Origin of the sequence: Fusobacterium sp. FSA-380-WT-3A (assembly GCF_012843705.1) — a bacterium.
Classification (GTDB): domain Bacteria; phylum Fusobacteriota; class Fusobacteriia; order Fusobacteriales; family Fusobacteriaceae; genus Fusobacterium_B.
Genome location: NZ_JABAFQ010000011.1, coordinates 39,368 through 59,953, shown reverse-complemented (window position 1 = coordinate 59,953; position 20,586 = coordinate 39,368). Strand labels below are relative to the sequence as shown.

Here is a 20,586-nt window from a genome sequence, read left to right as displayed (position 1 = left end):
TTCCATTTTTGCCTCCTAAATTTTCTTTAAAATTATTTAAATTAATTATAAGCATTTTTTGTGCCATTTATTATTTTATTTTTTTATATTTTTATAGAATATTTTTTTCTAATATAAGACACTTTTAAAATACATTATATAATATTTTTTATCATTTTGATATTTTCTATCTCATTTTGATATTTTTTAAGTTTTGTTTATTTTTTAGGCTTTTTCAATTAATTGAAAAATGTCTATTATTTTTTTTGTATCATTTTGATATTTTTTATAAAAATATGTTATAATAAAAATATATATTTTTTTTTTCGTAAAAAAGGAGCTAAAATGAAACTTTTAGAAAATATAAAAGAGGATATAAATCTTTATGCTGAAGTAATATCACAAGTAATTGGTATTGATGTTGAGGTTATGGGCAAAAATTTTAAACGATTAATTGGAACAGGACTTCTTAAAGATAAAATTGATCAAAATATGTATCAGGACTCTTATGTTTATAGAAATGTTCTTCAGTCTGGTGAACTTTGTATAATTACAAATCCAAGAGAAGATGAAATTTGTAGAACATGTCCATCAAAAGAAATCTGCAAAGAAACATTAGAAATATCCACACCTATTTTTTTCAATGATGATATTATAGGAGTTATTGGTCTTATTTGTTTCACTGAACAACAAAAAAATAACTTCCTATCTAAAAAAGATTTATATATTAACTTTATAAAGCAAATTTCTCTTTCTATTACTTCTAGATTACATCAAGAAAATGAAAAAATTATAGCTAAAAGTAATAATGAGTTGCTTCTTAATATTATAGATAGAATTCCTGATTCTATCATTATCACAAATGAAGATAAAAAAATAGAAATGATAAATAAAAGTGGACTTACTCTTTTAAAAAATATTGATTCTAATTTAAGAATAAAAATAAATAATGAAACTCAAATGTCTGATAAAAAAGAATTTTCTTTAGAATACAATAATAATACTCATGAAGTAATTGGAGATATTATTGAGATAAATAATAATGTAGATAACTTTAAAACTCTTTATATATTTCAAGAATCTGATAAATTTAGAAATTATCTTCAACAAATAAACACTAATCTTTCTAAAAATTTTATTTTTTCTTCACCTGAAATGAGTTTAATTTATTCTAAAATTTATAAAGTAGCAAAAACAACTTCTACTGTATTTATCACAGGAGAAAGTGGAACTGGAAAAGAAGTTGTGGCAAGATTAATTCATTCTAATAGTGATAGAAATGAAAAACCATTTATAGCTGTGAATTGTGGAGCTATTCCTGAATCTTTGATTGAAAGTGAATTTTTTGGATATGTAAAGGGAGCTTTTACTGGAGCTAATCCAAACGGAAAAATTGGATTTTTTGAACAAGCAAATGGAGGAACAATATTTTTAGATGAAATAGGAGATATGCCTCTTTCTCTTCAAGTTAAACTTTTAAGAGTTTTACAAGAAAAAATTATCTGTCCTATTGGTTCTAATAATTCTAAAGAAATAGATATTAGAGTTATAGCTGCAACTAATAAAGACCCTGAAGAATTAGTAAAAGAAAATAAATTTAGAGAAGATTTATATTATAGATTAAATGTTTTTCCTATAGATATTCCTCCCCTAAGAAATAGAAAAAAAGATATTGAAGAGTTATCTAAATATTTTATAAGAAAATATTCTAAACTTTTTAATAGAAGTAATATTAAAATTTCTGATGAAGTTATGGAATTTTTTCAATCTTATAATTGGCCAGGAAACATTAGAGAATTAAAAAATGTTACAGAATATATAGTTAATGTTATAGAGGAAAAAGATGACGAAATTCTTTTAAAGCATCTTCCTAATAAACTTTTTAAAACATTAAATATTGTTGAAGATAAAACATTAGCAGAAATTGAAAAAGAAACTATTCAAAATCTTTTAATTAAATACGGTTCTTCTTCTAAAGATAAAGAAAAAATAGCCGAAATACTTGATATTGGAATTGCCACTTTATATAGAAAAATAAAATTGTATAATTTATAAAAAAATAAGCTAGAAAATTTTCTAGCTTATTTTTCTAAAACTTAAAATCTCCACTTTTTCCACCAGATTTATTTAAAAGATGGATATCTGAGATAATCATTCTTTTATCTACACTTTTACACATATCATAAATTGTAAGGGCAGCTATATTTACTCCTGTTAGAGCTTCCATTTCCACACCTGTTTCTCCAATTGTTTTAGCTGTAGAATAAATATGAATTTCACACTCTTCTTCTTTTATTTCAAAATTTATTTCACACCCACTTATAAAAATTGGATGACACATTGGAATTATTTCACTAGTTTTTTTCATTCCCATTATTCCTGCTACTCTTGCTACTCCTAAAACCTCTCCTTTTTTCATCTGATTATTAACAAGTTTTGAAATAATTTCTTTTGAAACTTTTACTTTTCCAAAAGCTGTAGCCTCTCTTTTAGTTTTATTTTTTTCACTTACATCTACCATATAAGCTTTCCCATCTTTATTAAAATGTGTAAAATCCATTTTTTCCTCCTAAATTATTTCAATAATATTTCCCTCTTTTATAATTCCACCTGAAATAACTTTTGCAAATATTCCCTCTCTTGGCATTATGCAATCACCAACTTTTTTAAATATTTCACAATGAGAATGACATTCTTTTCCTATTTGAGTAACTTCTAAAACTATATCGTTTATTTTTAATCTTGTCCCAATAGGAATATTGACTAAATCTAAACCAGAAACAATAAGATTTTCTCCAAAAGAACCATCTATTACTTTACCACCTCTTTTTTTAAAATCTTCTATTTTCTCATAAGAAAGTAAGCTTATTTGTCTATGCCAATTTCCTCCATGTGCATCATTCTTTAATCCAAATCCCTCTATAATTTCGCATTCATGAATATTTTTTTTATCAGTTCCCTTTTTTTCACTGATACAAACAGCTTTAATTTCTCCTTTTAAACCTTTCATTGACATTTTATCCACCTATCTCATTCATATTTTTTCTTTCTTCATCAATATTTTCTTTTCCAAAAAGATGTTTTTCAGGTTTTTTATTTATTTCAATCTTTAAAATATTTTCTATTTCTTCATCAGATTTTAAATAATCTTTTATATTAATATTACTTTTCATATTTAAACATCTTTTTATTTCACCAGTAGAAGTCAATCTTATTTTGTTACAATTTTCACAAAAGCAATTATTAATAGGACTAATAAATCCTATTCTTCCTTTACCATCTACTAATCTATAATATTCACTTACACCTTTTCTTTGAAAAAAATCCTTTTGAAATCCATATATCTCTTCTAACTCTTTATAGATTTCTTTATTGTTTATTCCTATATATTTTTTTCCTTCTCCCATAGGCATTAGTTCAATAAACCTTACATCTATATTATATTTTTTAGTTATCTTTCCTAAATCAACTATAGAATTTTCATTTATGCCTTTCATTATTACAGAATTTATTTTTATTTCAAATCCCATATCTTTAGCTTTTAATAATCCAGATATTACTTTATCTAAACTTCCACCTCTTGTTATTTTTTTAAATAACTCTTTTTCTAAAGTATCAAGACTTATATTTATTCCCTTTAAACCAGCCTTTTTTAAGTCCTCTAATTTTTCTTCCAATAAAATTCCATTAGTAGTAATATATATTTCATCTATTCCTAAAAGTTTTATTTCTTTTACTATTTCAATTAAATCTTTTCTAAGTAAAGGCTCTCCACCTGTTAGTCTAATTTTATTTATTCCTAATTTTATAGCATTTTTTACAATTTTTAATATATCTTCCAAAGAAAGTTCATCTTCTTTTATATGTTCCATTTTTTCTGGTAAACAATAAATACATTTTAAATTACAATTTTTTGTTAAAGATATTCTTAAATAGTTTATTTCTCTTCCTGAATTATCTTTCATCTTTTATCACTTTCTTTTTTCTATATTTTTTATAAGAAAATTTAACTAATCCAATAAATATTATTACTAATAAAATTATAGAAGAATATTTTTCTAATAGTAGAAGTCCTTCTTCCCATTTATCTTCCATAACTCTTCCTATATATATTAAAACAGTATTCCAAATTAAACTTCCTACTCCTGTATAAAAAATAAATTTTTTTATCTCCATTTTTTGCATTCCTGCTGGAATAGAAATAAGACTTCTGACTACAGGAATACATCTACCTATAAAAACACTTAAAGTATTATATTTTTCAAAATATTTTAAAGTTTTATTTACATCTCCTGATTTAAATCCCAATCTTCTTATCCATTTTTTTTCTAAAAAATTTTCTAATTTTTCTATAGGAATTTTTTTCCCAATATAATACAACATTAAAGCTCCAAGTAATGAGCCTACTGTTGAAAGTATTACCATCAAGAAAAAATTTAATTCTAATCTTTTTGAAATAAATCCACCAAAAACTAAAATTAATTCTGATGGAATTGGAGGAAATACATTTTCTAAAAAAATTAAGAAACATATTCCTATATAACTAAAATTTATTAAAATTTTTATAATATAATCTTCCATTTTTCTCCTCTAAATTTTTGTTTCAGAATATTATAGCATATTTATCTATTAATTAATATCTATTTTCTTGCACAGTCACTTGTTGTTCCTAATAATATTTCTAATCCATGTTTTAATTCATCTACTATATATTCTAAAGATTCTTTAACAGCTTTTGGACTTCCAGGTAAATTTATAATTAAAGTATCTTTTCTTATTCCTGATGTAGCTCTTGATAACATTGCCCTTTTTGTTATTCCTATAGAATAATTTCTTATTGCTTCAGAAATTCCAGGAGTTCTTCTCTCAATAACTTCTTCTGTAGCCTCTGGAGTTACATCTCTTTTGGAAAAACCTGTTCCACCTGTTGTTAAAATTAAATTTGCTATATTATTATCACAAATACTTATTAAATTTTCTTTTATAATCTCCTTTTCATCTGGAATTAAAATTTTTTTTGCAATTATATATCCTTTCTTTAACATTATCTCTTCAATAACTTTAGTAGATAAATCTTCTCTCTCTCCTTGAAAACCTTTATCACTCATACAAATTATTGCTACTTTAAACATTCATTTTTCTCCTTTTCTTTTTATTATATCATATTTTTTATTGCTCTTGATATATTTCAATTTATTTGTTAAAATTAATCTGAAAGAGGTGATTTTATGAAAAAAATTTTTAAATTCCTATTATTATTTAGTACTATTTGTTTTTCTGTTTATTCTAAAGATTTAAAAAAAGAGATTACTATAAGTGCTGCTGCTAGCCTTAAAGAAGTAATGAATGAATTAATATTAAAATTTCAAGAAGAAAATAAAGATATTCAAATTAACTTAAATCTTGGTGGGTCTGGTGCTTTAAAAAATCAAATTATTGGTGGAGCTCCTGTAGATATTATTTTCTTTGCTTCTCAAAGTGATTTAGATGACCTTAAGTCTAAAGGTTTAGTTGAAAATAATTTTCATAAAAACATTTTAAAAAATAGAATGGTTATTGCTGGTCAAAAAGAAATAACTTCACTAGAAGAAATTTTAAATCATAAAATAGCTATTGGTACTCCTGAAACTGTTCCAGCTGGAAAATATGCAAAAGAAATTTTAATAAATGAAAACTTATGGGATAAAATTCAAAATAATCTTATTTTTTCAAAAGATGTTAGAAGTGCTATGCAATATGTAGAATTATCTGAAGTTGATTTTGCTTTTATATATAAAACTGATGCTAAACTTCTAAAAAATTCTAAAATTTCTTATGTTATTCCAGAAAATTTACATAAACCAATAATTTATAGTTATGGAATTATTAAAGATAAAGCTTCTGATGAAACTATAAAATTCTATGAATTTTTATCATCTCAAGAAGCTCAAAAATATTATGAAAAATATAATTTTGAAATGGCAGAAAAATAGTGATTTTATATGTTGAATAATCAAATAAATATAATATTATTAACTCTAAAAATTTCTATTATTTCAACTTTTATTGTAGCTATATTTTCTATATTTTTAGTTTGGTTTCTCGAAAAAGTTAGTTTAAAAATAAAAAATATTATCGAAATGTTTATTAATATTTCTCTTTTTATATCTCCAAGTGTTTTAGGATATATCCTTATTTTAATTTTAGGAAAGAAAGGATTTATAGGTTCTTTTTTATATAATAACTTTAATATAACTGTAATGTCCTCTTGGTGGGCTGGAATAATTACTGCTTCTATAGTTTCTCTACCTCTTATGTATAATAATGTAAAAACTGGTATAAGTTCTTTAGACCCTATTTATGGAGAAGTTGCTAAACAACTTGGAGCTACTGATTTTCAAATTTTAAAAAAAATTACAATTCCGTTAATAAAAAGAAATATTTTAGCTGGTATGGTTCTATCTTTTGGAAGAGCTATGGGGGAATTTGGAGCTACTCTTATGCTTGCTGGAAATATTCCAAATAAAACCCAAACTATTTCTATGGCTATTTATTCAGCTGTTGAAAGTGGTGATTCTCAAACAGCTAATTTTTTTCTTGGAATCATTTTAATAATTAGTTTTTTAGTAATGATAATTTATAATTATTTATTTCAAAAAGAAAGGAAAATATATGAAAAAAATTAAAACTGTAGATGCTGTTGGTTATGTTTTACAACACGATATTACTGAAATTGTTCCTGGAGAATTTAAGGGAAGAGCTTTTAAAAAAGGACATATTATCACAGAAGAAGATATTCCAAAATTACTAAAACTTGGTAAAGATAATATATTTGTTTTTGAATTAGGTGATACAGGAGTTCATGAAAATGAAGCTGCTATTATATTAGGAAAACTTGGTAAAGGAAATAATATAACTTTAGGAAAAGAAGTTAAAGAGGGAAAAATAAATTTTTATGCTGAAACAGATGGAATCTTAAAAGTTGATGTTGATAAACTTTTAGAACTTAATATGCTTGGAGAAATATCTTTTGCCACTTTACCCAATAATATTTCTGTAAAAAAAGGTGAATTAGTAGCTGGAGCTAGAGTTATTCCCCTTGTTATTAATAAGTCAAAAATGGATACAGCCCAAGAAATTATTAATGAACCTTTACTAAAAATAAATCCATACCAAAAATATAAAGTTGGTATTATCACTACAGGAAATGAAGTTTTTTATGGTAGAATTGAAGATAAATTTGGAAAAGTTATCATAGATAAATTAAGTGAATTTGATTGTGAAATTATAGGACAAACTCTTTGTCCTGATGACAAGGAAATTATAAAAAGTAAAGCAACAGAATTTTTAAATAAAGGTGCTAATATGTTAATCTTTACTGGTGGAATGTCTGTTGACCCTGATGATTTAACTCCATCTTCTATTATTGAAATGGGTGGGGAATTAATTTCTTATGGTGCTCCTGTTCTTCCAGGTTCTATGTTTTTACTTTCTTATTTAGATGACATCCCTATGATGGGACTTCCTGGATGTGTAATGTTTGCTAAAAGAACTGTTTTTGATTTAGTTCTTTCAAGAGTAATGACTGGAGAAAAATTGACTAAAAAAGATATTATGTTATATGGTGCTGGTGGACTTTGTCAAAGTTGTGATGTTTGTCACTACCCTAATTGTTCTTTTGGAAAATAATCTTTAATAAAAAAGCTGTTACAAACTTTTAAAATGTAACAGCTTTTTTGTATAAATTTTTTATAAATAATTTTATTATTTATCTTTCAATTATTATAATTTCTTTTTTAATGATTAAATTAAATATAGTTTTACAACTTCTAAAAATTCTTCTTTATTTTCAGTTAACAATTCTCTAAATGTAATCTTCTTCTCATTTAATTTACAAGCTATATCTCCAATACATTTTGGAATTTCTCTCATTATTATTGTTCCTATTTTTTCTCCTAATTCAGTTTTTTCTCTACTAAATACTCCACCTACATATAAATCAAAAACATCTTCAAGAGCATCTCCAACTTTTCTCTTTCCACCAGCAAATCCAATTTCATTTATTTGATGTCTTGCACAAGAGTTTTGACATCCTGAAATATGAATAGAAGGTAAATATTTTTCTTCAATATTATTTTCTTTTAGATAATCTAAAATACTAACTAATAATTTTTGACTTTGTTCAATTCCCATTTGACAAGTTGGAACCCCTATACAACTTACACTTTGTTGTACTTTATTTAACATTCTAACATCTTTTGTCAACTCTAATAATTCTAAAGCTTGTTCTTCTGTAAGATTTCTTACATACATACTTTCTTTCATACTAAGTCTAGCTTCTGTATTAGGATTTTTATCTAAAAATTTAACAATCTCTTTAAAAGATTTTGTTGGTAATTGTCCATTTAAAGGGTGAACTACTACTGTATATAAATTATCTTGTCTTTGATGTAATAAGCAATCATTTTCTTCTAATTTATGAGAATAACTTTCTAAAGTTTTAGATATTTCAACAGGAATATTTACATCTAGTGATAATTTTTCTTTAACTTCATTTAAATGTTTTTCATAACATTCAAAAAATTCATTTATTCCCATACGTCTTGGAATATATCTTGTTCTAGCTTTCGCCTTATTTTGATAATCTCCCTCAGCTATAAATAATTGTGTCATTGCTTCTACATGATAAAGTATATCTTTAGTTTCTATTAATTTATTGTAGTGAAGTGATGGAGCTGGGTTTCCTCCTAATCCACCTGCTAAAAATACTCTAAAATAAGGTTTTCCATCTTTTAATGTTGCCATAAATCCTAAATCATTTAAAGTACTATTACTTTCATCTACATCACTTGATGAAAAAGCTATTTTTAATTTTCTTGGTAATTTATAAGTTGTTATTTGACTCATTAAATATTTACCAACTTCTAAAGCAAAAGGTGTTACATCAAAATATTCATTTTTTTCTACTCCAGACATAACAGAAAGAGATACATTTCTAGGAAAATTTCCTCCTCCTCCACGAGTATAAAGATTATTATCAATTGCTTCTGACATTATATCACAAACATCATCTATTCCCAAATCATGAAGTTGAATTGCTTGTCTAGTTGTTAAATGTAAACGTTCTATAGAATATTTATCTAAGAAAGAATCTATTAATTTTAAGTGTTCTAATGGTAAAATTCCAGAATTTGTACGTAATCTAATCATGAATTTTTCTCCACCACGTTGAGCATAAACTCCCATTCCACCTGATTTTCCTTTAAAATCACCAATTGATACTTCTTTTTTTAAAAATCTGTGACCCAATTCTCTGAAATCTTTTATTTCTTCTTTTAACATTTGGTTATAATTATTCATATCTCCTCCCTAAGTTTACATGTCATTTTTATCTTTAAAATATTGAATAATAGATTCTTTTACTTTTGATAAATGTATTCTATTTATCTTTTTTGCTATCTCTAATTCATTATTTTTAATGCAATTTACTATTTCTACATGCTCAAGATGGGCTTCTTTTAATCTAATTTCACTTTCAAATGGACTTAATCTGAATTTTTCTAAAATAAAAATATAAGTTTTTAAAGTTTTTATAGTAAAATCTAATTTACAATATTTATATAAGATTCTGTTAAAATTTGAAAATAATTTTTTTATTTCATCAACATTCGATATCTCAAAATAAAATTTTGTTAAATTAAGATTATTTTCTAATTCTAAAATTAAATTTTTAGTTGAATCTAAAGAAAAAAGTCTATCAAATATGATATCCTCAAGAGCCATTCTTATATCAAAAATTTCTTCTATTCTCTCTTCATTCATATCCATAATTTTAATTCTACCATTAGGTGTTCTTTCTATAATTCCTTCTATTTCTAGTTTTTTTATTGCTTCTCTTAAAGGAGTTCTACTAACATTCAATTTTTCACATAATTCTAATTCAACTATTTTTTCTCCAAATTCAAATTCTCCAGTCATAAATTGTTCTTTTAATTGAAGGTATATATTATCACTTATATTTGTTCTTTTTTGCATAATTTAACCCCGTCTTACATGTTATATTTATATTATACTTTAAAAAGAAAAATATTGCAAAAGATATTAAAAAAAGGAGATAATTAATTTATCTCCTTTTTATTTATGTATTATTTTACTTGTCTTATTACATCTATAACAGTTCCATCTCTATATTCAATTATACCAACTATATTATCTCCAAATTGAGTTTTTTCTGGAACACCTGTTAAATATTCTACTTCTTTTCTAAGTTCTTCCATTGTTTTTGTTTTAATTCCTGCATTATTTAAGGCTTCTAATAAATCTTTTCTGTTAGGATTTACACAAACTCCTCTTTCTGTAACTAATATATCTACAGTTTCTCCTGGAGTAACTACATTAGTAACTTTATCTACAATTATAGGAATTCTTTTTCTCATTGTAGGTGCTACAACTAAAGTTAATTTTGCTCCTGCTGCTGTATCTGGTGCTCCTCCTACTGCTCCCATTATCATTCCTGTTGATCCTGTTAAAGAGTTTATATTAAAATTCTCATCTATTTCTGTAGCCGACAAAATCATAACAGCTAATTGATGAGCTACACAAGATTTATTATGAGGATTTGCATACATTGAAGAAGACATTTCTAAATGATTAGAATTTTTTGCTACTGAAGCTGCTGCTACACTATCAAAACTTTGTGTATCTAATATAACATCAAAATATCCCTCTTCTAATAATTCTACTAAATATCCTGTTGCCCCACCAGATACAAAAGAACCTTTTATCTCATTTTCTTTCATGTAGTCTTTTAAAAATCTACATACTGCTAAAGATGAACCTCCTGAACCTGCTTGGAAAGAAAATCCATTTTTTATACTTCCTGTTGCTATTAAAACTTTTGCTGCATTTTCTGCTATTAATAATTCTTGAGGATTTTTAGTTATTCTTGTAGCTCCTGTGGCTATTTGTTCAGGGTCTCCTATTGAATCTACAACTACTACATAATCTGTATATATCATTGGAATAGATATTTTCTTTAAAGGAAAATCCATTAAATTATCAGTTATTGCTACAACTTTTTCAGCATATTCAGCATCTACCATAGGATATCCCATAGCTCCAAATGCTGATTTTCCTTCACATCCATTCATATTTCCCATAGGGTCACATGCTGGAGCTGCTATAAAAGCTATATCTATTTTTAATTCCCCTGCTTCAATTGCTCTTCCTCTTCCACCATGTGTTCTAAATACTACAGGTTTTCCTAATATATTGTTTTTAGAAATTTCTTTTGCTATTTCTCCTCTAAGTCCTGAAGTATTAATTCCTGTAACTACACCATTTCTTATATGTTCTATTAAAGGTTCATGAGCTTTTGTTAAAGATGATGCTACTAGATTAATATTTTTTATTCCCATATTTGCTATTTCATCCATAACCATATTTAAAACGTAATCCCCATTTCTTAAATGGTGATGAAATGAAATTGTCATTCCATCTTTAATTTCACATTTTTCTAGTGCTTCTCTTATTGATGCTACTATTTTATTTTGTCCAGGTTTAGAAAAAGATTTATTTGGAGAATATTTTTTTCCTGTTGGTACTGTTTCAAATGGTCCATTGTAAGGTTTTACTTCCCCATATCCTTCTATATAGTTTGGTATTTCTCTATTAACTTTATTTATTATTGTTTTTATTTCCACTATTATTCATCTCCTTATTACTTTATAACTCCTGCTGCTTTTGCAAGTCTAACAACCCTTTCTGCTTTAGAAATTACAGGAATATCTACCATTTTTCCATCAACAGTAATAACTCCACCTTTACTAATATCTGCTGCCTGTGCTGCTTCAACTATTCTTATAGATTTTTCTATTTCTTCTTTACTTGGAGTGAATACATCATGAACAACTTTTATTTGAGAAGGATGTATACAAGATTTACCAGCAAATCCTAAATTCATAGAAGATTTTACTTCATTTCTAAATCCTTCCATATCAGAAATATCGGCCCAAACTGTATCTATAGCATCAATTCCAGCTATTGAAGCAGCCATAACTACCATATTTCTAGCCATAAAAATCTCTGTACCTTCTTTTGTTCTAGAAGCTCCTAAACATCTAGTATAATCTTCTGCTCCAAAAGATACACTAACTATTCTTGGAGAAGCAGTTACTATATTTAAAACATTCATAACTGCCTTTGGAGTTTCTATAGAGGCTTGTATTTTACAAGAACCTATTTCTATTCCATTTTCTCTTTCTATTTCTGTTAAAAGTTCATCTAATTCTTTTATTTGCTCTGGAGTTTCTGTCATTGCTAATCTCATATTTCTAAGACCTGCAGGAACTAATACTTTAACATCATCTCTTCCAAATTCAGTATATAAAGGATTTATTCTTGCAAATATTTCAGTATCACCATAATCAACTACTTTTAAAGCTTCTGCTAATAAATCTCTTGCTGAATCTTTTTCTGAATATTTAACTGCATCTTCTAAATCAAAGATAACACAATCTGCTCCATATAAATGAGCAGTCACTAACATTTTTGGGTTAGTTGCTGGAGAAAACATCATTGTTCTTCTTGATCTTTTTATTCCCACTATTTTTCCCCTCCATTCATTGCTCTTCTTATAGCTGTTCTTGTTCTTGCTTTTATTACAAAATCTAAAGCCCCAAAATCTTGAACTAATATTTTAGCATTTTTTATACTCATTTCTTCTATAACTTCCTTAACAGCTTTTTCCATTAATTTTCCAAACATTTTTTTTAATTTAGATTCAATAATAATTTCTATTCCTTCATGATTTAAATCAACAGTTATCAAAACATCTGAATCTTTTTCATTTCCACAAATACCAATCATTTTTTGTTCCTCCTAAAAATTACATTAGAAAATATTTTATTTTAACATCAATTTTATTAAAAATAAGAGAAAGAGTCCTTTCTCTTATTTTAATTTTTATTTATTCATTTTTTTATCTTGATGAGATTTATATAATGAAAATAAAACACTTCCTATTGTCAATATAAATAATACAATCGAAACTCCTGATTTAAAGAAAATTCCTATATTGTTATTAGATATAACCATTGCTTGTCTAAATGATTGTTCCATCATATTTCCAACTATAATTGCTAAAATTAAAGGAGATGTTGGAATATCTTCTTTATTCATTACATATCCTACTAAAGCAAATATTAATAATAAGAAGAAATCTATAATTGAATTTCCTATAGCATATGTTCCAACAAAGGCTAATCCTAATACTAATGGATATAATACTTTTCCTGGTATTGCAAGAACTCTTACCAAAATTCCTGCTAATGGAATATTGACTATAGCTAAAATTATATTTCCAATAAACATACTTGCTATTAATCCCCAAGCTATATCAGGATGTTGGACAAATAACATTGGTCCTGGTTGAATTCCTAGCATTAATAAAGCTCCCATCATTACAGCTGTTGTTCCTGAACCAGGTACTCCTAAGGATAACATAGGAATAAATGCTCCAACTGATGCAGCATTATTAGCTGATTCTGGAGCTGCTAATCCTATTATTTCTCCTTTTCCAAAATTTTCAGGATTTTTAGACATTTGTTTTTCATTATTATATGCCATTAAAGAAGCCATTGTTCCTCCTGCTCCTGGTAAAGCTCCTATAAAGAATCCTAATGGAGCACTTCTAAGAATTGGCCACTTTGTTCTTTTCCACTCTTCTTTAGTAATCCAAATTTTTCCAAATTTAGTTTGCATATCCACAGAGTCATCTTTTCCTATTATTTTAAAACTTTTAAAAACTTCTCCTAAAGCATAAATAGCTATTATAACAACTAAAAAGTCTATTCCACCTTGAAGTTCCATAATTCCAAAAGTAAATCTTTGAACTCCTGATTGTGCATCAAGACCTATTGTAGAAATCATTAATCCTATTATCATGGAAATAAAACCTTTTATCATATTTCCTCTTGACATTGAAGCTGTAGCTGCAAGAGCAAAAATCATCAACATAAAATATTCTGCTGGTCCAAATTTTAATGCAAATTGAGCTACTGCTTTAGCTGAAACAATCATAAATATTATTGATAATCCACCACCTATAAAAGAAGCTATAGCTGATATTGCTAGTGCTGATTCAGCCTTTCCATTTTTAGCCATTGGATATCCATCAAATGTTGCTGCAACTGCTGCTCCATCTCCTGGAGTATTAATTAATATAGAACTTCTTGATCCACCAAACATAGCCCCATAATAAACTCCAGCCATTGTGATCATTGCCGCTTCAGCTCCCATAGTAAATGTTAAAGGTAATAAAACGGCTACTCCCGTTGCTGGTCCTAATCCTGGTAACATCCCAACTATTGTTCCTAAAACTCCACCAATAGTAACCCACATTAGATTAATTGGCTCTAAAGCTACTCCAAAGCCATGTAATAAAAATTGTAAAGTCTCCATAATATCCTCCTCTAAATATACAAGAATGGCATTACTGGAAGATAAATTCCTAATAATTTTGAAAATGCCACATAAATTAAAATACTAAAAAGAACAGATACTATTACAGAACGGACTAATTTTTCTCTTCCATTAAATAAGTATAACATCATAAACATAAAAATCATAGTTGAAATAACATATCCTATTAAATCAAATAAAAGAGCATATATTATTATTATAATTCCTGTTTTTATTATTAAAGGAAATGTTTTATCACTTGTATATTGATTCACTTTTATTTTTTTATCTTTTATTAACTGTAATATACCCAATATCACCATTCCTGAACCTAACATTGCTGGAAAATATATTGGAGCATAAGGACTTCCTATTGCAGCTGTTGGTATATGATATAAAGCTATTAAATACACTATTCCTAAAACTAAGGCTATAACTCCTGTCATATCTTTCTCCTTTTAAATAATGAGGAGATTATTATATCTCCTCATATTTTATAATAGTTTAAATTATTTTTTTAACATTCCAATTTCTTCTAAAATAATTTTTGAAGCTTCTTCTTGTTCTTCTAAGAATTTAATAAAGTCTTCTCCAACCATAAATTGTGGTTCCCATCCATTTCTTTCTAAAGCTTCCTTCCATCCATCAGTTTCTACCATTTTTGTAAATACATCTGTCCAATATGAAACTACATAATCTGGTACATCTGGGTTAGCAAAAACTCCTCTCCAGTTAATATAACTAGCATCTATTCCCATTTCTTTACAAGTAGGAACTTCAGCTAATACTCCTTTTCCTACTCTTTTTTCAGCTGTTGATGCAAGAGCTCTTAAATTTCCTGTTTGTAATAATCCTTCAACTTCTGATAACCCTGTTGAATAAATATCTACATGTCCTCCCAATATTTGAGTGATTCCAGAATCTTGGAAACTTACAAAGTCTATATCTTCTATCTTTTCAACTCCAGCAGCTCTAGCCATTAATAAAAATTGTATGTGATCCATACTTCCTGCTGCAGAAGTTCCTCCAACTTTTACACTCTTTGGATCTTTTTTCAAAGCCTCCATAACATCATTAATTGTTTTATATTTTGAATCAGATTTTACAACAAATGCTCCATAATCTGATATTAATCCTACAATTGGTGTTGTATTTTGATACCCTAGTTCAGATGTTCCTGTTAAGTGTAATAAAATTAGTGGTGGTGAATAAATTGATAACATTTGACCATCACCTTTTTTAGTTTGCATATAAGCAAGGTTTACACCTCCACCTCCACCAGGTCTATTTACGACTGGAGTTGGAACTTTTATAAGTTTTTCATCTTTTAAAACTTTAGCTATTGTTCTAGCTGTTAAATCCCATCCTCCACCGGCTCCAGCTGGCGCGCATAATTCTACTGGTCTTTTAGGATAATTTTTCCCTGGATCTTTTGCTGAAAAAGAAGTTAAAGATAACCCAAGCATTAAAGAAAATACTAATAATTTTTTAGATAATTTAAATTTCATATTCCTTCCTCCTTTATTATTAAATCCCGAATTTTGTATACAGGATTATTACCTAATAAAATTTTAGCTTATATTTTTTATTTTGTCAATAACTTTTTAATTTTTTTTAGTTTTATTTACGTTATTTTTTTCTTAATTTAAAACAAAATATCTATATTATTTATTTTGAAGAACTCCTGTATAAAAAATTTCTTTTTTATTATTTTCTTTAAGAAGAATTACTCCACCTTTTTCATTAATTCCAATAACTTTTCCAACTATTATTCTTGTATTAGTTTTTAATGTAACAACTTTATCAAGAAATAAAAAATCTTTTAAATACTCTTCTATTAGAATTTTTCTATTTGAAATATAACGCTTATCACATATTAAGTTTTCTAGTTCATTCAATATATTACAAATTAAAGTTTTTCTATTTATTTCTACTCCTTTTTCTAGTCTAAGTGATGTAACTTTATCTTTAATAGTTTTTGGAAAAGATAAATTATTAACATTAATTCCTATTCCAATAACAATATATTCTATATTATTAGTATCACATTCTATATTACATTCTGTTAAAATTCCAGCTACTTTTTTATTATTAATCATTATACTGTTCCAATCACTCATTGGAGAAATACCAGTTGATTGAAATATTCCTCTAATTACAGCTACAGTTGATGTCAAAGATAATAATTTTAAAGAATCTAAAAAAATATTCTTTTTTAATAAGATACTCATATATATTCCTTTCTCTTTTGGAGAATAAAAATACTTTTCATTTTTTGCTCTTCCATTAATTTGTTCTTCAGCTATTACTACTGTTCCATGTTGTAAAGAATCAACTTCTTTTTTTATATAAGTATTTGTAGAATCTATTTGCTCAAAATATAAAATCTTACTTCCAATTTCTTTACATTGAATATTTGTTTTTATATCAAATTCATTTATATTATTATCATCATATAAACAGTAACCTTTATTATTAACCCCTATTATATTATAACCGCTTTTTTTCAAAGAATTAATTCCTTTCCAAATAGCTGTCCTAGAAACTAAAAGAACAGAACTAAGATGTTCTCCCGAAACAAAAGTTCCTTTATTTTTTAATAAAATTTCTAAAATTTTATATTTTGTCATAAGCTTTCTCCTAAAAATAAAATTATTATTTTCATTATATAATGTTATTTAATTGAAATTCAATATAAATTTATTTAATTGTTTTTATTTGAATAAAATGTTATAATATATAATAGTATACAAAAAAGGAGGTCTTAAAAATAGAATCTTATATCTTTATTTTTGGTTTATTATTATTTTTTAGTCTTTGTTCAATAAAAATATCACATAAAATAAAAGTTCCTTTGTTAATTATGTTTATTTTTATAGGAATGTTAGCTGGTTCAGAGGGAATAGGAGGAATTGAATTTGAAGATTATAATTTAGCTCAAAATATAGGAAATTTTGCCCTTCTATTTATTTTATTTAGTGGAGCTTTGGAAACTAATAAAAATGATGTTATATCTTCTTTATATCCTAGTGGGACTTTAGCTACTTTAGGAGTTTTTTTAACAGCTATATTGTCAGCTATTTTTACTTATTTTTTAACAGATTTTTCTTGGATGGAATCTTTAATATTTGGAGCTTTTGTATCCTCTACTGATGCTGCTGCTGTAATATCTATATTAGGTGAGTCAAAATTAAATAAAAAAGTTAAAACTGTAATAGAAATTGAATCAGGAAGTAATGACCCAATGGCCTATGTTCTTATATTATTCTTTATTTCTATTTATAAAATTGGAAATTTAGATATTATTAATGGAATAATATTTTTATTAAAACAAATTCTTATAGGAGGAACTTTAGGATTCATATTTGGAAAAATAACTATCCCAATATCTAAATTTTTATCTATAAAAAGAGAAGAATTTTTGATTATTCATGTAATTTCTTTTCTATTTATCTGTTATTCTTTAACAAATTTATTAAATGGAAATGGTTTCTTAGCAATCTATTTAATGGGAATTTTAGTAGGAAATGAAAAATTTGAATATAGAATAAATCTTTTGAGAAATATGAGAGCTTTTTCTTGGATTATGCAAATTACAATGTTCTTAATTTTAGGTTTATTAGTATTTCCTTCACAATTTTTAGCTGTTATCTGGACTGGAACTTTTTTGGCTATTTTAGTTATTATTTTAGGAAGATTTATTGTAGTTTTTTCTCTTCTTTCTATTTTTAAATTTGATATAAAAGAAAAGATTTTTGTTTCATGGGCTGGTTTAAAAGGAGCAGTTCCCATAATATTTTCAATAATGGCTGTAACACATAATTTAGAGAATTCTCAAATGATGTTCAATATGATATTTTATATGGTAGTATTTTCTGTGTTAATTCAAGGAACAAGTTTAAAATTTATAGCTAAATATCTTGGTCTGTTAGAAGAAGAGAAAGAAAATAATGAAATATCTTTGGATGAAATAGAAGAACTAGCAATAAAAAAATTATATATTACTCAATATTCTGATTATTTAAATAAACAAATAAAAGATTTAAATTTAGGTGAAAAAGGAATACATATAATATCTGTAAAAAGAGGTAAAAATTATTTGACTCCTAATGGTTCTTTAAAATTTGAATCAGAAGATGAAGTTTTATTCTCTCAAAATTAAAAAAGGGATTTATAATCCCTTTTTTAAATTTTCATTTTAAAAGTAAAAATATCATTCTCAATATCTAAATCAAAAGATATCTCCAATAATTCCAATACATTTTTTATTATAGATAATCCTAATCCTGACCCATCTATACTTTCATTTAATGAGTTACTTCCTCTTTTAAAAGGAAAAAAAAGTTCTTCAGACTTTTCTTTTATAACATTTTTTATTTTATTTTTAATTATAAGCATATTATTTTTATAAAAAACATTTATTTCTGAATTTTCAGGAGAATATTTAAAAGAATTTTCAATTAGATTATCAATTACAACTTTAAAAAATCTATAATCTGTATTAATTTTTATATCTTTCTCTATATCAATATTTAGTGTTAAATCTTTTTCTAACTCAATTAATTCATATTTACTCAAACTTTCTTGTATAACTTCTCTTAAAATAAATTCCTTTTTAATCAAATTATTTTTTGAATACGAAATTTTAGATAAAAAAAGAAGATTATTTATAAGTTCTGACATCTCTCTTGTTTCTCTTATAAGAGCAGCATATAATTTTTTCTTCTCTTTTTCTGACAAATCAGTATTTGATTCTAGATTTTGAGAAATCATATTAACTATTGACACTGGAGTTTTTAATTGATGAGATGCATTTCCAACAAAATTTCTTAAATCATTAATTGAAATTTTTAAATTATTTGACATTTTTTCTATAGAAATAGCTAACTCTTCTATTTCATCATTTGTATGTATGCCAATTTTATCTATAAAATCTTGATTTGATATTTTTTGAGAAGCATCTCTTAATTTTTGAATATTTTTAGTAAGTTTTTTTGAAAAGAAATTAGCAAAAATAAAACTAATAATCAATGCTATAAAAATAGAAATTCCTTGTATTATAAAAACTTCAACCCTATAATTATCAAAAGACACTAATGGAAGAAATATTGTTAATGGAGTTTTTCCATCAATAGTATCATAATAAGTTAGATATCTTCCACCAGTTTTTGTATTTCTTATGATTACTTTTCTTTCAGGCAAGTTTCTTTTTAAAATATGATAATGTTCATTTTTAATTCTTCTATAATTTGGAACTATCTTTTTTCCTAAAATTATTTGAACTCCATTTTCTGAATTTTCTTCTATTATATATTCTAATAATTTTTCTTCATTATTCTTTAATTTTTTTACATTATTTGCTATGTAAGGTATTTCTATTTTTTTTCTATAAATATAAAATTTATCTAAAAAAGTCAAATTTAAAAATTGAGTAATCAAAATTCCTACTATACTTATAGTTATCGAAAAAATTAATAATTTTTTAGAAAAATTAAATTTTCTTTTCTTCATAAGAATATCCCATTCCTCTCAATGTTTTAATTCTATCAGAATACTTACCTAATTTTTTTCTAAGTCTTTTTACCAATGTATCTACTGCTCTATCTCCGCCATCATAATCAAAGCCCCAAATTTCATTTATTAATTTTTCTCTAGTTAGAATAAAATTTTTATTTTTTATAAAATATTCTAAAAGTTGTGCTTCTTTAGGAGATAATTCTATTTTTTCATCATTAATTGATAATTCCAAAGTTCTTATATCAAATGACATTCCTTCAAAATAATAATTACTTTTACCATCTATTTTTAATATTCTTTTTATTCTAGCAAGTAAAATTTTTAAATTTATTGGTTTTGTCACATAATCATCAGCTCCTAATTCTAATCCATATAATTCATCAAATTCACTATCTCTAGCCGTCATCATTATAATTGGAAGTGTTGAATTCTCTCTTATTTCTTTACAAATTTCCCATCCATTTTTATTTGGTAAATTAATATCTAATAATACTAAGTCTGGAGTAAGATTATAAAATTTTTCTAAAGCTTTATCACCATCAAAAATTACAAAGGTTTCAAAATTTTCTTTTCTTAAAAAAAGTTCTATAGAATAAGCTAACTCTTTTTCATCTTCTATTATTAAAATTTTTTTCATAATAACCTCTCATT

The 20,586-nt window shown here is 25.5% G+C and carries 21 protein-coding genes; 5 read left to right on the top strand and 16 right to left on the bottom strand.

The window, feature by feature from the left end; all coding sequences use genetic code 11:
* Positions 1–324 precede the first annotated feature (324 nt).
* Positions 325–2,034, top strand: a complete 1,710-nt coding sequence (locus HF862_RS07350; RefSeq protein WP_170187232.1) for a sigma-54-dependent Fis family transcriptional regulator — start codon at positions 325–327, stop codon at positions 2,032–2,034.
* 34 nt (positions 2,035–2,068) lie between these two features.
* Here HF862_RS07350 and moaC read toward each other — a convergent pair whose 3' ends face one another.
* The 5 genes from moaC to HF862_RS07325 are packed head-to-tail and all read right to left on the bottom strand — an operon-like array spanning position 2,069 to position 5,111.
* Positions 2,069–2,539, bottom strand: a complete 471-nt coding sequence (gene moaC, locus HF862_RS07345; protein ID WP_170187231.1) for a cyclic pyranopterin monophosphate synthase MoaC — start codon at positions 2,537–2,539, stop codon at positions 2,069–2,071.
* A 9-nt stretch (positions 2,540–2,548) separates the two neighbouring features.
* Complete coding sequence (locus tag HF862_RS07340) at positions 2,549–2,995, bottom strand: MOSC domain-containing protein (protein WP_240934803.1); 447 nt, start codon at positions 2,993–2,995, stop codon at positions 2,549–2,551.
* 1 nt (position 2,996) lies between these two features.
* Positions 2,997–3,944: a GTP 3',8-cyclase MoaA gene (moaA, locus tag HF862_RS07335; RefSeq protein ID WP_170187230.1), complete on the bottom strand. Its 948-nt coding sequence runs from the start codon at positions 3,942–3,944 to the stop codon at positions 2,997–2,999.
* Positions 3,934–4,560 (bottom strand): DedA family protein, encoded by a 627-nt coding sequence (locus tag HF862_RS07330; RefSeq protein WP_170187229.1) that lies wholly within the window; start codon positions 4,558–4,560, stop codon positions 3,934–3,936. Before HF862_RS07330 ends, moaA begins: the two co-directional genes overlap by 11 nt.
* Positions 4,561–4,619: 59 nt before the next feature.
* Positions 4,620–5,111 carry a molybdenum cofactor biosynthesis protein B gene (locus HF862_RS07325; RefSeq protein WP_170187228.1) on the bottom strand — a complete coding sequence of 164 codons (492 nt, stop codon included), beginning with the start codon at positions 5,109–5,111 and terminating at the stop codon, positions 4,620–4,622.
* Positions 5,112–5,207: 96 nt separating this feature from the next.
* Here HF862_RS07325 and modA point away from each other — a divergent pair, with 96 nt between their 5' ends.
* Genes modA through HF862_RS07310 form a run of 3 tightly spaced genes read left to right on the top strand, consistent with a single transcriptional unit; the run spans position 5,208 to position 7,647 of the window.
* Positions 5,208–5,951 carry a molybdate ABC transporter substrate-binding protein gene (gene modA, locus HF862_RS07320; protein WP_170187227.1) on the top strand — a complete coding sequence of 248 codons (744 nt, stop codon included), beginning with the start codon at positions 5,208–5,210 and terminating at the stop codon, positions 5,949–5,951.
* Positions 5,952–5,960: 9 nt separating this feature from the next.
* Positions 5,961–6,644 (top strand): molybdate ABC transporter permease subunit, encoded by a 684-nt coding sequence (gene modB / locus HF862_RS07315; RefSeq protein WP_206039055.1) that lies wholly within the window; start codon positions 5,961–5,963, stop codon positions 6,642–6,644.
* Positions 6,631–7,647 (top strand): molybdopterin-binding protein, encoded by a 1,017-nt coding sequence (locus HF862_RS07310; protein ID WP_170187226.1) that lies wholly within the window; start codon positions 6,631–6,633, stop codon positions 7,645–7,647. Before modB ends, HF862_RS07310 begins: the two co-directional genes overlap by 14 nt.
* 114 nt (positions 7,648–7,761) lie before the next feature.
* Here the strand turns inward: HF862_RS07310 and HF862_RS07305 are convergent, their stop codons facing one another.
* The 9 genes from HF862_RS07305 to HF862_RS07265 all read right to left on the bottom strand — a co-directional run bounded on the left by HF862_RS07305 (position 7,762) and on the right by HF862_RS07265 (position 17,048).
* Positions 7,762–9,318 (bottom strand): nitrite/sulfite reductase, encoded by a 1,557-nt coding sequence (locus tag HF862_RS07305; RefSeq protein ID WP_170187225.1) that lies wholly within the window; start codon positions 9,316–9,318, stop codon positions 7,762–7,764.
* A gap of 15 nt (positions 9,319–9,333) precedes the next feature.
* Positions 9,334–9,993 (bottom strand): GntR family transcriptional regulator, encoded by a 660-nt coding sequence (locus tag HF862_RS07300; protein WP_206039053.1) that lies wholly within the window; start codon positions 9,991–9,993, stop codon positions 9,334–9,336.
* A 110-nt stretch (positions 9,994–10,103) separates the two neighbouring features.
* A complete protein-coding gene (gene citF, locus HF862_RS07295; protein WP_369694277.1) occupies positions 10,104–11,654 on the bottom strand; it encodes a citrate lyase subunit alpha in 1,551 nt (516 codons plus the stop codon).
* A 23-nt stretch (positions 11,655–11,677) separates the two neighbouring features.
* On the bottom strand, positions 11,678–12,562 hold the full coding sequence (locus tag HF862_RS07290) for a CoA ester lyase (protein WP_304205793.1): 885 nt from the start codon (positions 12,560–12,562) through the stop codon (positions 11,678–11,680).
* On the bottom strand, positions 12,562–12,825 hold the full coding sequence (gene citD, locus HF862_RS07285; RefSeq protein WP_170187223.1) for a citrate lyase acyl carrier protein: 264 nt from the start codon (positions 12,823–12,825) through the stop codon (positions 12,562–12,564). Before citD ends, HF862_RS07290 begins: the two co-directional genes overlap by 1 nt.
* A 96-nt stretch (positions 12,826–12,921) precedes the next feature.
* Positions 12,922–14,418 carry a tripartite tricarboxylate transporter permease gene (locus HF862_RS07280; protein ID WP_170187222.1) on the bottom strand — a complete coding sequence of 499 codons (1,497 nt, stop codon included), beginning with the start codon at positions 14,416–14,418 and terminating at the stop codon, positions 12,922–12,924.
* Positions 14,419–14,429: 11 nt separating this feature from the next.
* Positions 14,430–14,864: a tripartite tricarboxylate transporter TctB family protein gene (locus tag HF862_RS07275; protein ID WP_170187221.1), complete on the bottom strand. Its 435-nt coding sequence runs from the start codon at positions 14,862–14,864 to the stop codon at positions 14,430–14,432.
* Between the two features lie 63 nt (positions 14,865–14,927).
* Positions 14,928–15,926, bottom strand: a complete 999-nt coding sequence (locus tag HF862_RS07270; RefSeq protein ID WP_170187220.1) for a tripartite tricarboxylate transporter substrate binding protein — start codon at positions 15,924–15,926, stop codon at positions 14,928–14,930.
* A 156-nt stretch (positions 15,927–16,082) separates the two neighbouring features.
* Positions 16,083–17,048, bottom strand: a complete 966-nt coding sequence (locus HF862_RS07265) for a biotin--[acetyl-CoA-carboxylase] ligase (protein ID WP_170187219.1) — start codon at positions 17,046–17,048, stop codon at positions 16,083–16,085.
* A 140-nt stretch (positions 17,049–17,188) separates the two neighbouring features.
* Here HF862_RS07265 and HF862_RS07260 point away from each other — a divergent pair, with 140 nt between their 5' ends.
* Complete coding sequence (locus HF862_RS07260; protein ID WP_170187236.1) at positions 17,189–18,580, top strand: potassium/proton antiporter; 1,392 nt, start codon at positions 17,189–17,191, stop codon at positions 18,578–18,580.
* 23 nt (positions 18,581–18,603) lie between these two features.
* Here HF862_RS07260 and HF862_RS07255 read toward each other — a convergent pair whose 3' ends face one another.
* Both HF862_RS07255 and HF862_RS07250 read right to left on the bottom strand, forming a co-directional pair.
* Complete coding sequence (locus tag HF862_RS07255) at positions 18,604–19,929, bottom strand: HAMP domain-containing sensor histidine kinase (RefSeq protein WP_170187218.1); 1,326 nt, start codon at positions 19,927–19,929, stop codon at positions 18,604–18,606.
* Positions 19,910–20,572 (bottom strand): response regulator transcription factor, encoded by a 663-nt coding sequence (locus HF862_RS07250; protein ID WP_206039052.1) that lies wholly within the window; start codon positions 20,570–20,572, stop codon positions 19,910–19,912. The genes HF862_RS07255 and HF862_RS07250 overlap by 20 nt, the downstream gene beginning before the upstream one ends.
* Positions 20,573–20,586: the final 14 nt, after the last annotated feature.

What these genes read in the sequence shown, in the direction of transcription:
- HF862_RS07280 (WP_170187222.1), bottom strand. Translation starts at nt 14,418, where the DNA reads ATGGAGACTTTACAATTTTTATTACATGGCTTTGGAGTAGCTTTAGAG.
- moaA (WP_170187230.1), bottom strand. Translation starts at nt 3,944, where the DNA reads ATGAAAGATAATTCAGGAAGAGAAATAAACTATTTAAGAATATCTTTA.
- HF862_RS07270 (WP_170187220.1), bottom strand. Translation starts at nt 15,926, where the DNA reads ATGAAATTTAAATTATCTAAAAAATTATTAGTATTTTCTTTAATGCTT.
- moaC (WP_170187231.1), bottom strand. Translation starts at nt 2,539, where the DNA reads ATGGATTTTACACATTTTAATAAAGATGGGAAAGCTTATATGGTAGAT.
- HF862_RS07300 (WP_206039053.1), bottom strand. Translation starts at nt 9,993, where the DNA reads ATGCAAAAAAGAACAAATATAAGTGATAATATATACCTTCAATTAAAA.
- modA (WP_170187227.1), top strand. Translation starts at nt 5,208, where the DNA reads ATGAAAAAAATTTTTAAATTCCTATTATTATTTAGTACTATTTGTTTT.
- citD (WP_170187223.1), bottom strand. Translation starts at nt 12,825, where the DNA reads ATGATTGGTATTTGTGGAAATGAAAAAGATTCAGATGTTTTGATAACT.
- modB (WP_206039055.1), top strand. Translation starts at nt 5,961, where the DNA reads ATGTTGAATAATCAAATAAATATAATATTATTAACTCTAAAAATTTCT.
- HF862_RS07275 (WP_170187221.1), bottom strand. Translation starts at nt 14,864, where the DNA reads ATGACAGGAGTTATAGCCTTAGTTTTAGGAATAGTGTATTTAATAGCT.
- HF862_RS07325 (WP_170187228.1), bottom strand. Translation starts at nt 5,111, where the DNA reads ATGTTTAAAGTAGCAATAATTTGTATGAGTGATAAAGGTTTTCAAGGA.
- HF862_RS07350 (WP_170187232.1), top strand. Translation starts at nt 325, where the DNA reads ATGAAACTTTTAGAAAATATAAAAGAGGATATAAATCTTTATGCTGAA.
- HF862_RS07310 (WP_170187226.1), top strand. Translation starts at nt 6,631, where the DNA reads ATGAAAAAAATTAAAACTGTAGATGCTGTTGGTTATGTTTTACAACAC.
- HF862_RS07250 (WP_206039052.1), bottom strand. Translation starts at nt 20,572, where the DNA reads ATGAAAAAAATTTTAATAATAGAAGATGAAAAAGAGTTAGCTTATTCT.
- HF862_RS07330 (WP_170187229.1), bottom strand. Translation starts at nt 4,560, where the DNA reads ATGGAAGATTATATTATAAAAATTTTAATAAATTTTAGTTATATAGGA.
- HF862_RS07265 (WP_170187219.1), bottom strand. Translation starts at nt 17,048, where the DNA reads ATGACAAAATATAAAATTTTAGAAATTTTATTAAAAAATAAAGGAACT.
- HF862_RS07305 (WP_170187225.1), bottom strand. Translation starts at nt 9,318, where the DNA reads ATGAATAATTATAACCAAATGTTAAAAGAAGAAATAAAAGATTTCAGA.
- HF862_RS07255 (WP_170187218.1), bottom strand. Translation starts at nt 19,929, where the DNA reads ATGAAGAAAAGAAAATTTAATTTTTCTAAAAAATTATTAATTTTTTCG.
- HF862_RS07340 (WP_240934803.1), bottom strand. Translation starts at nt 2,995, where the DNA reads ATGTCAATGAAAGGTTTAAAAGGAGAAATTAAAGCTGTTTGTATCAGT.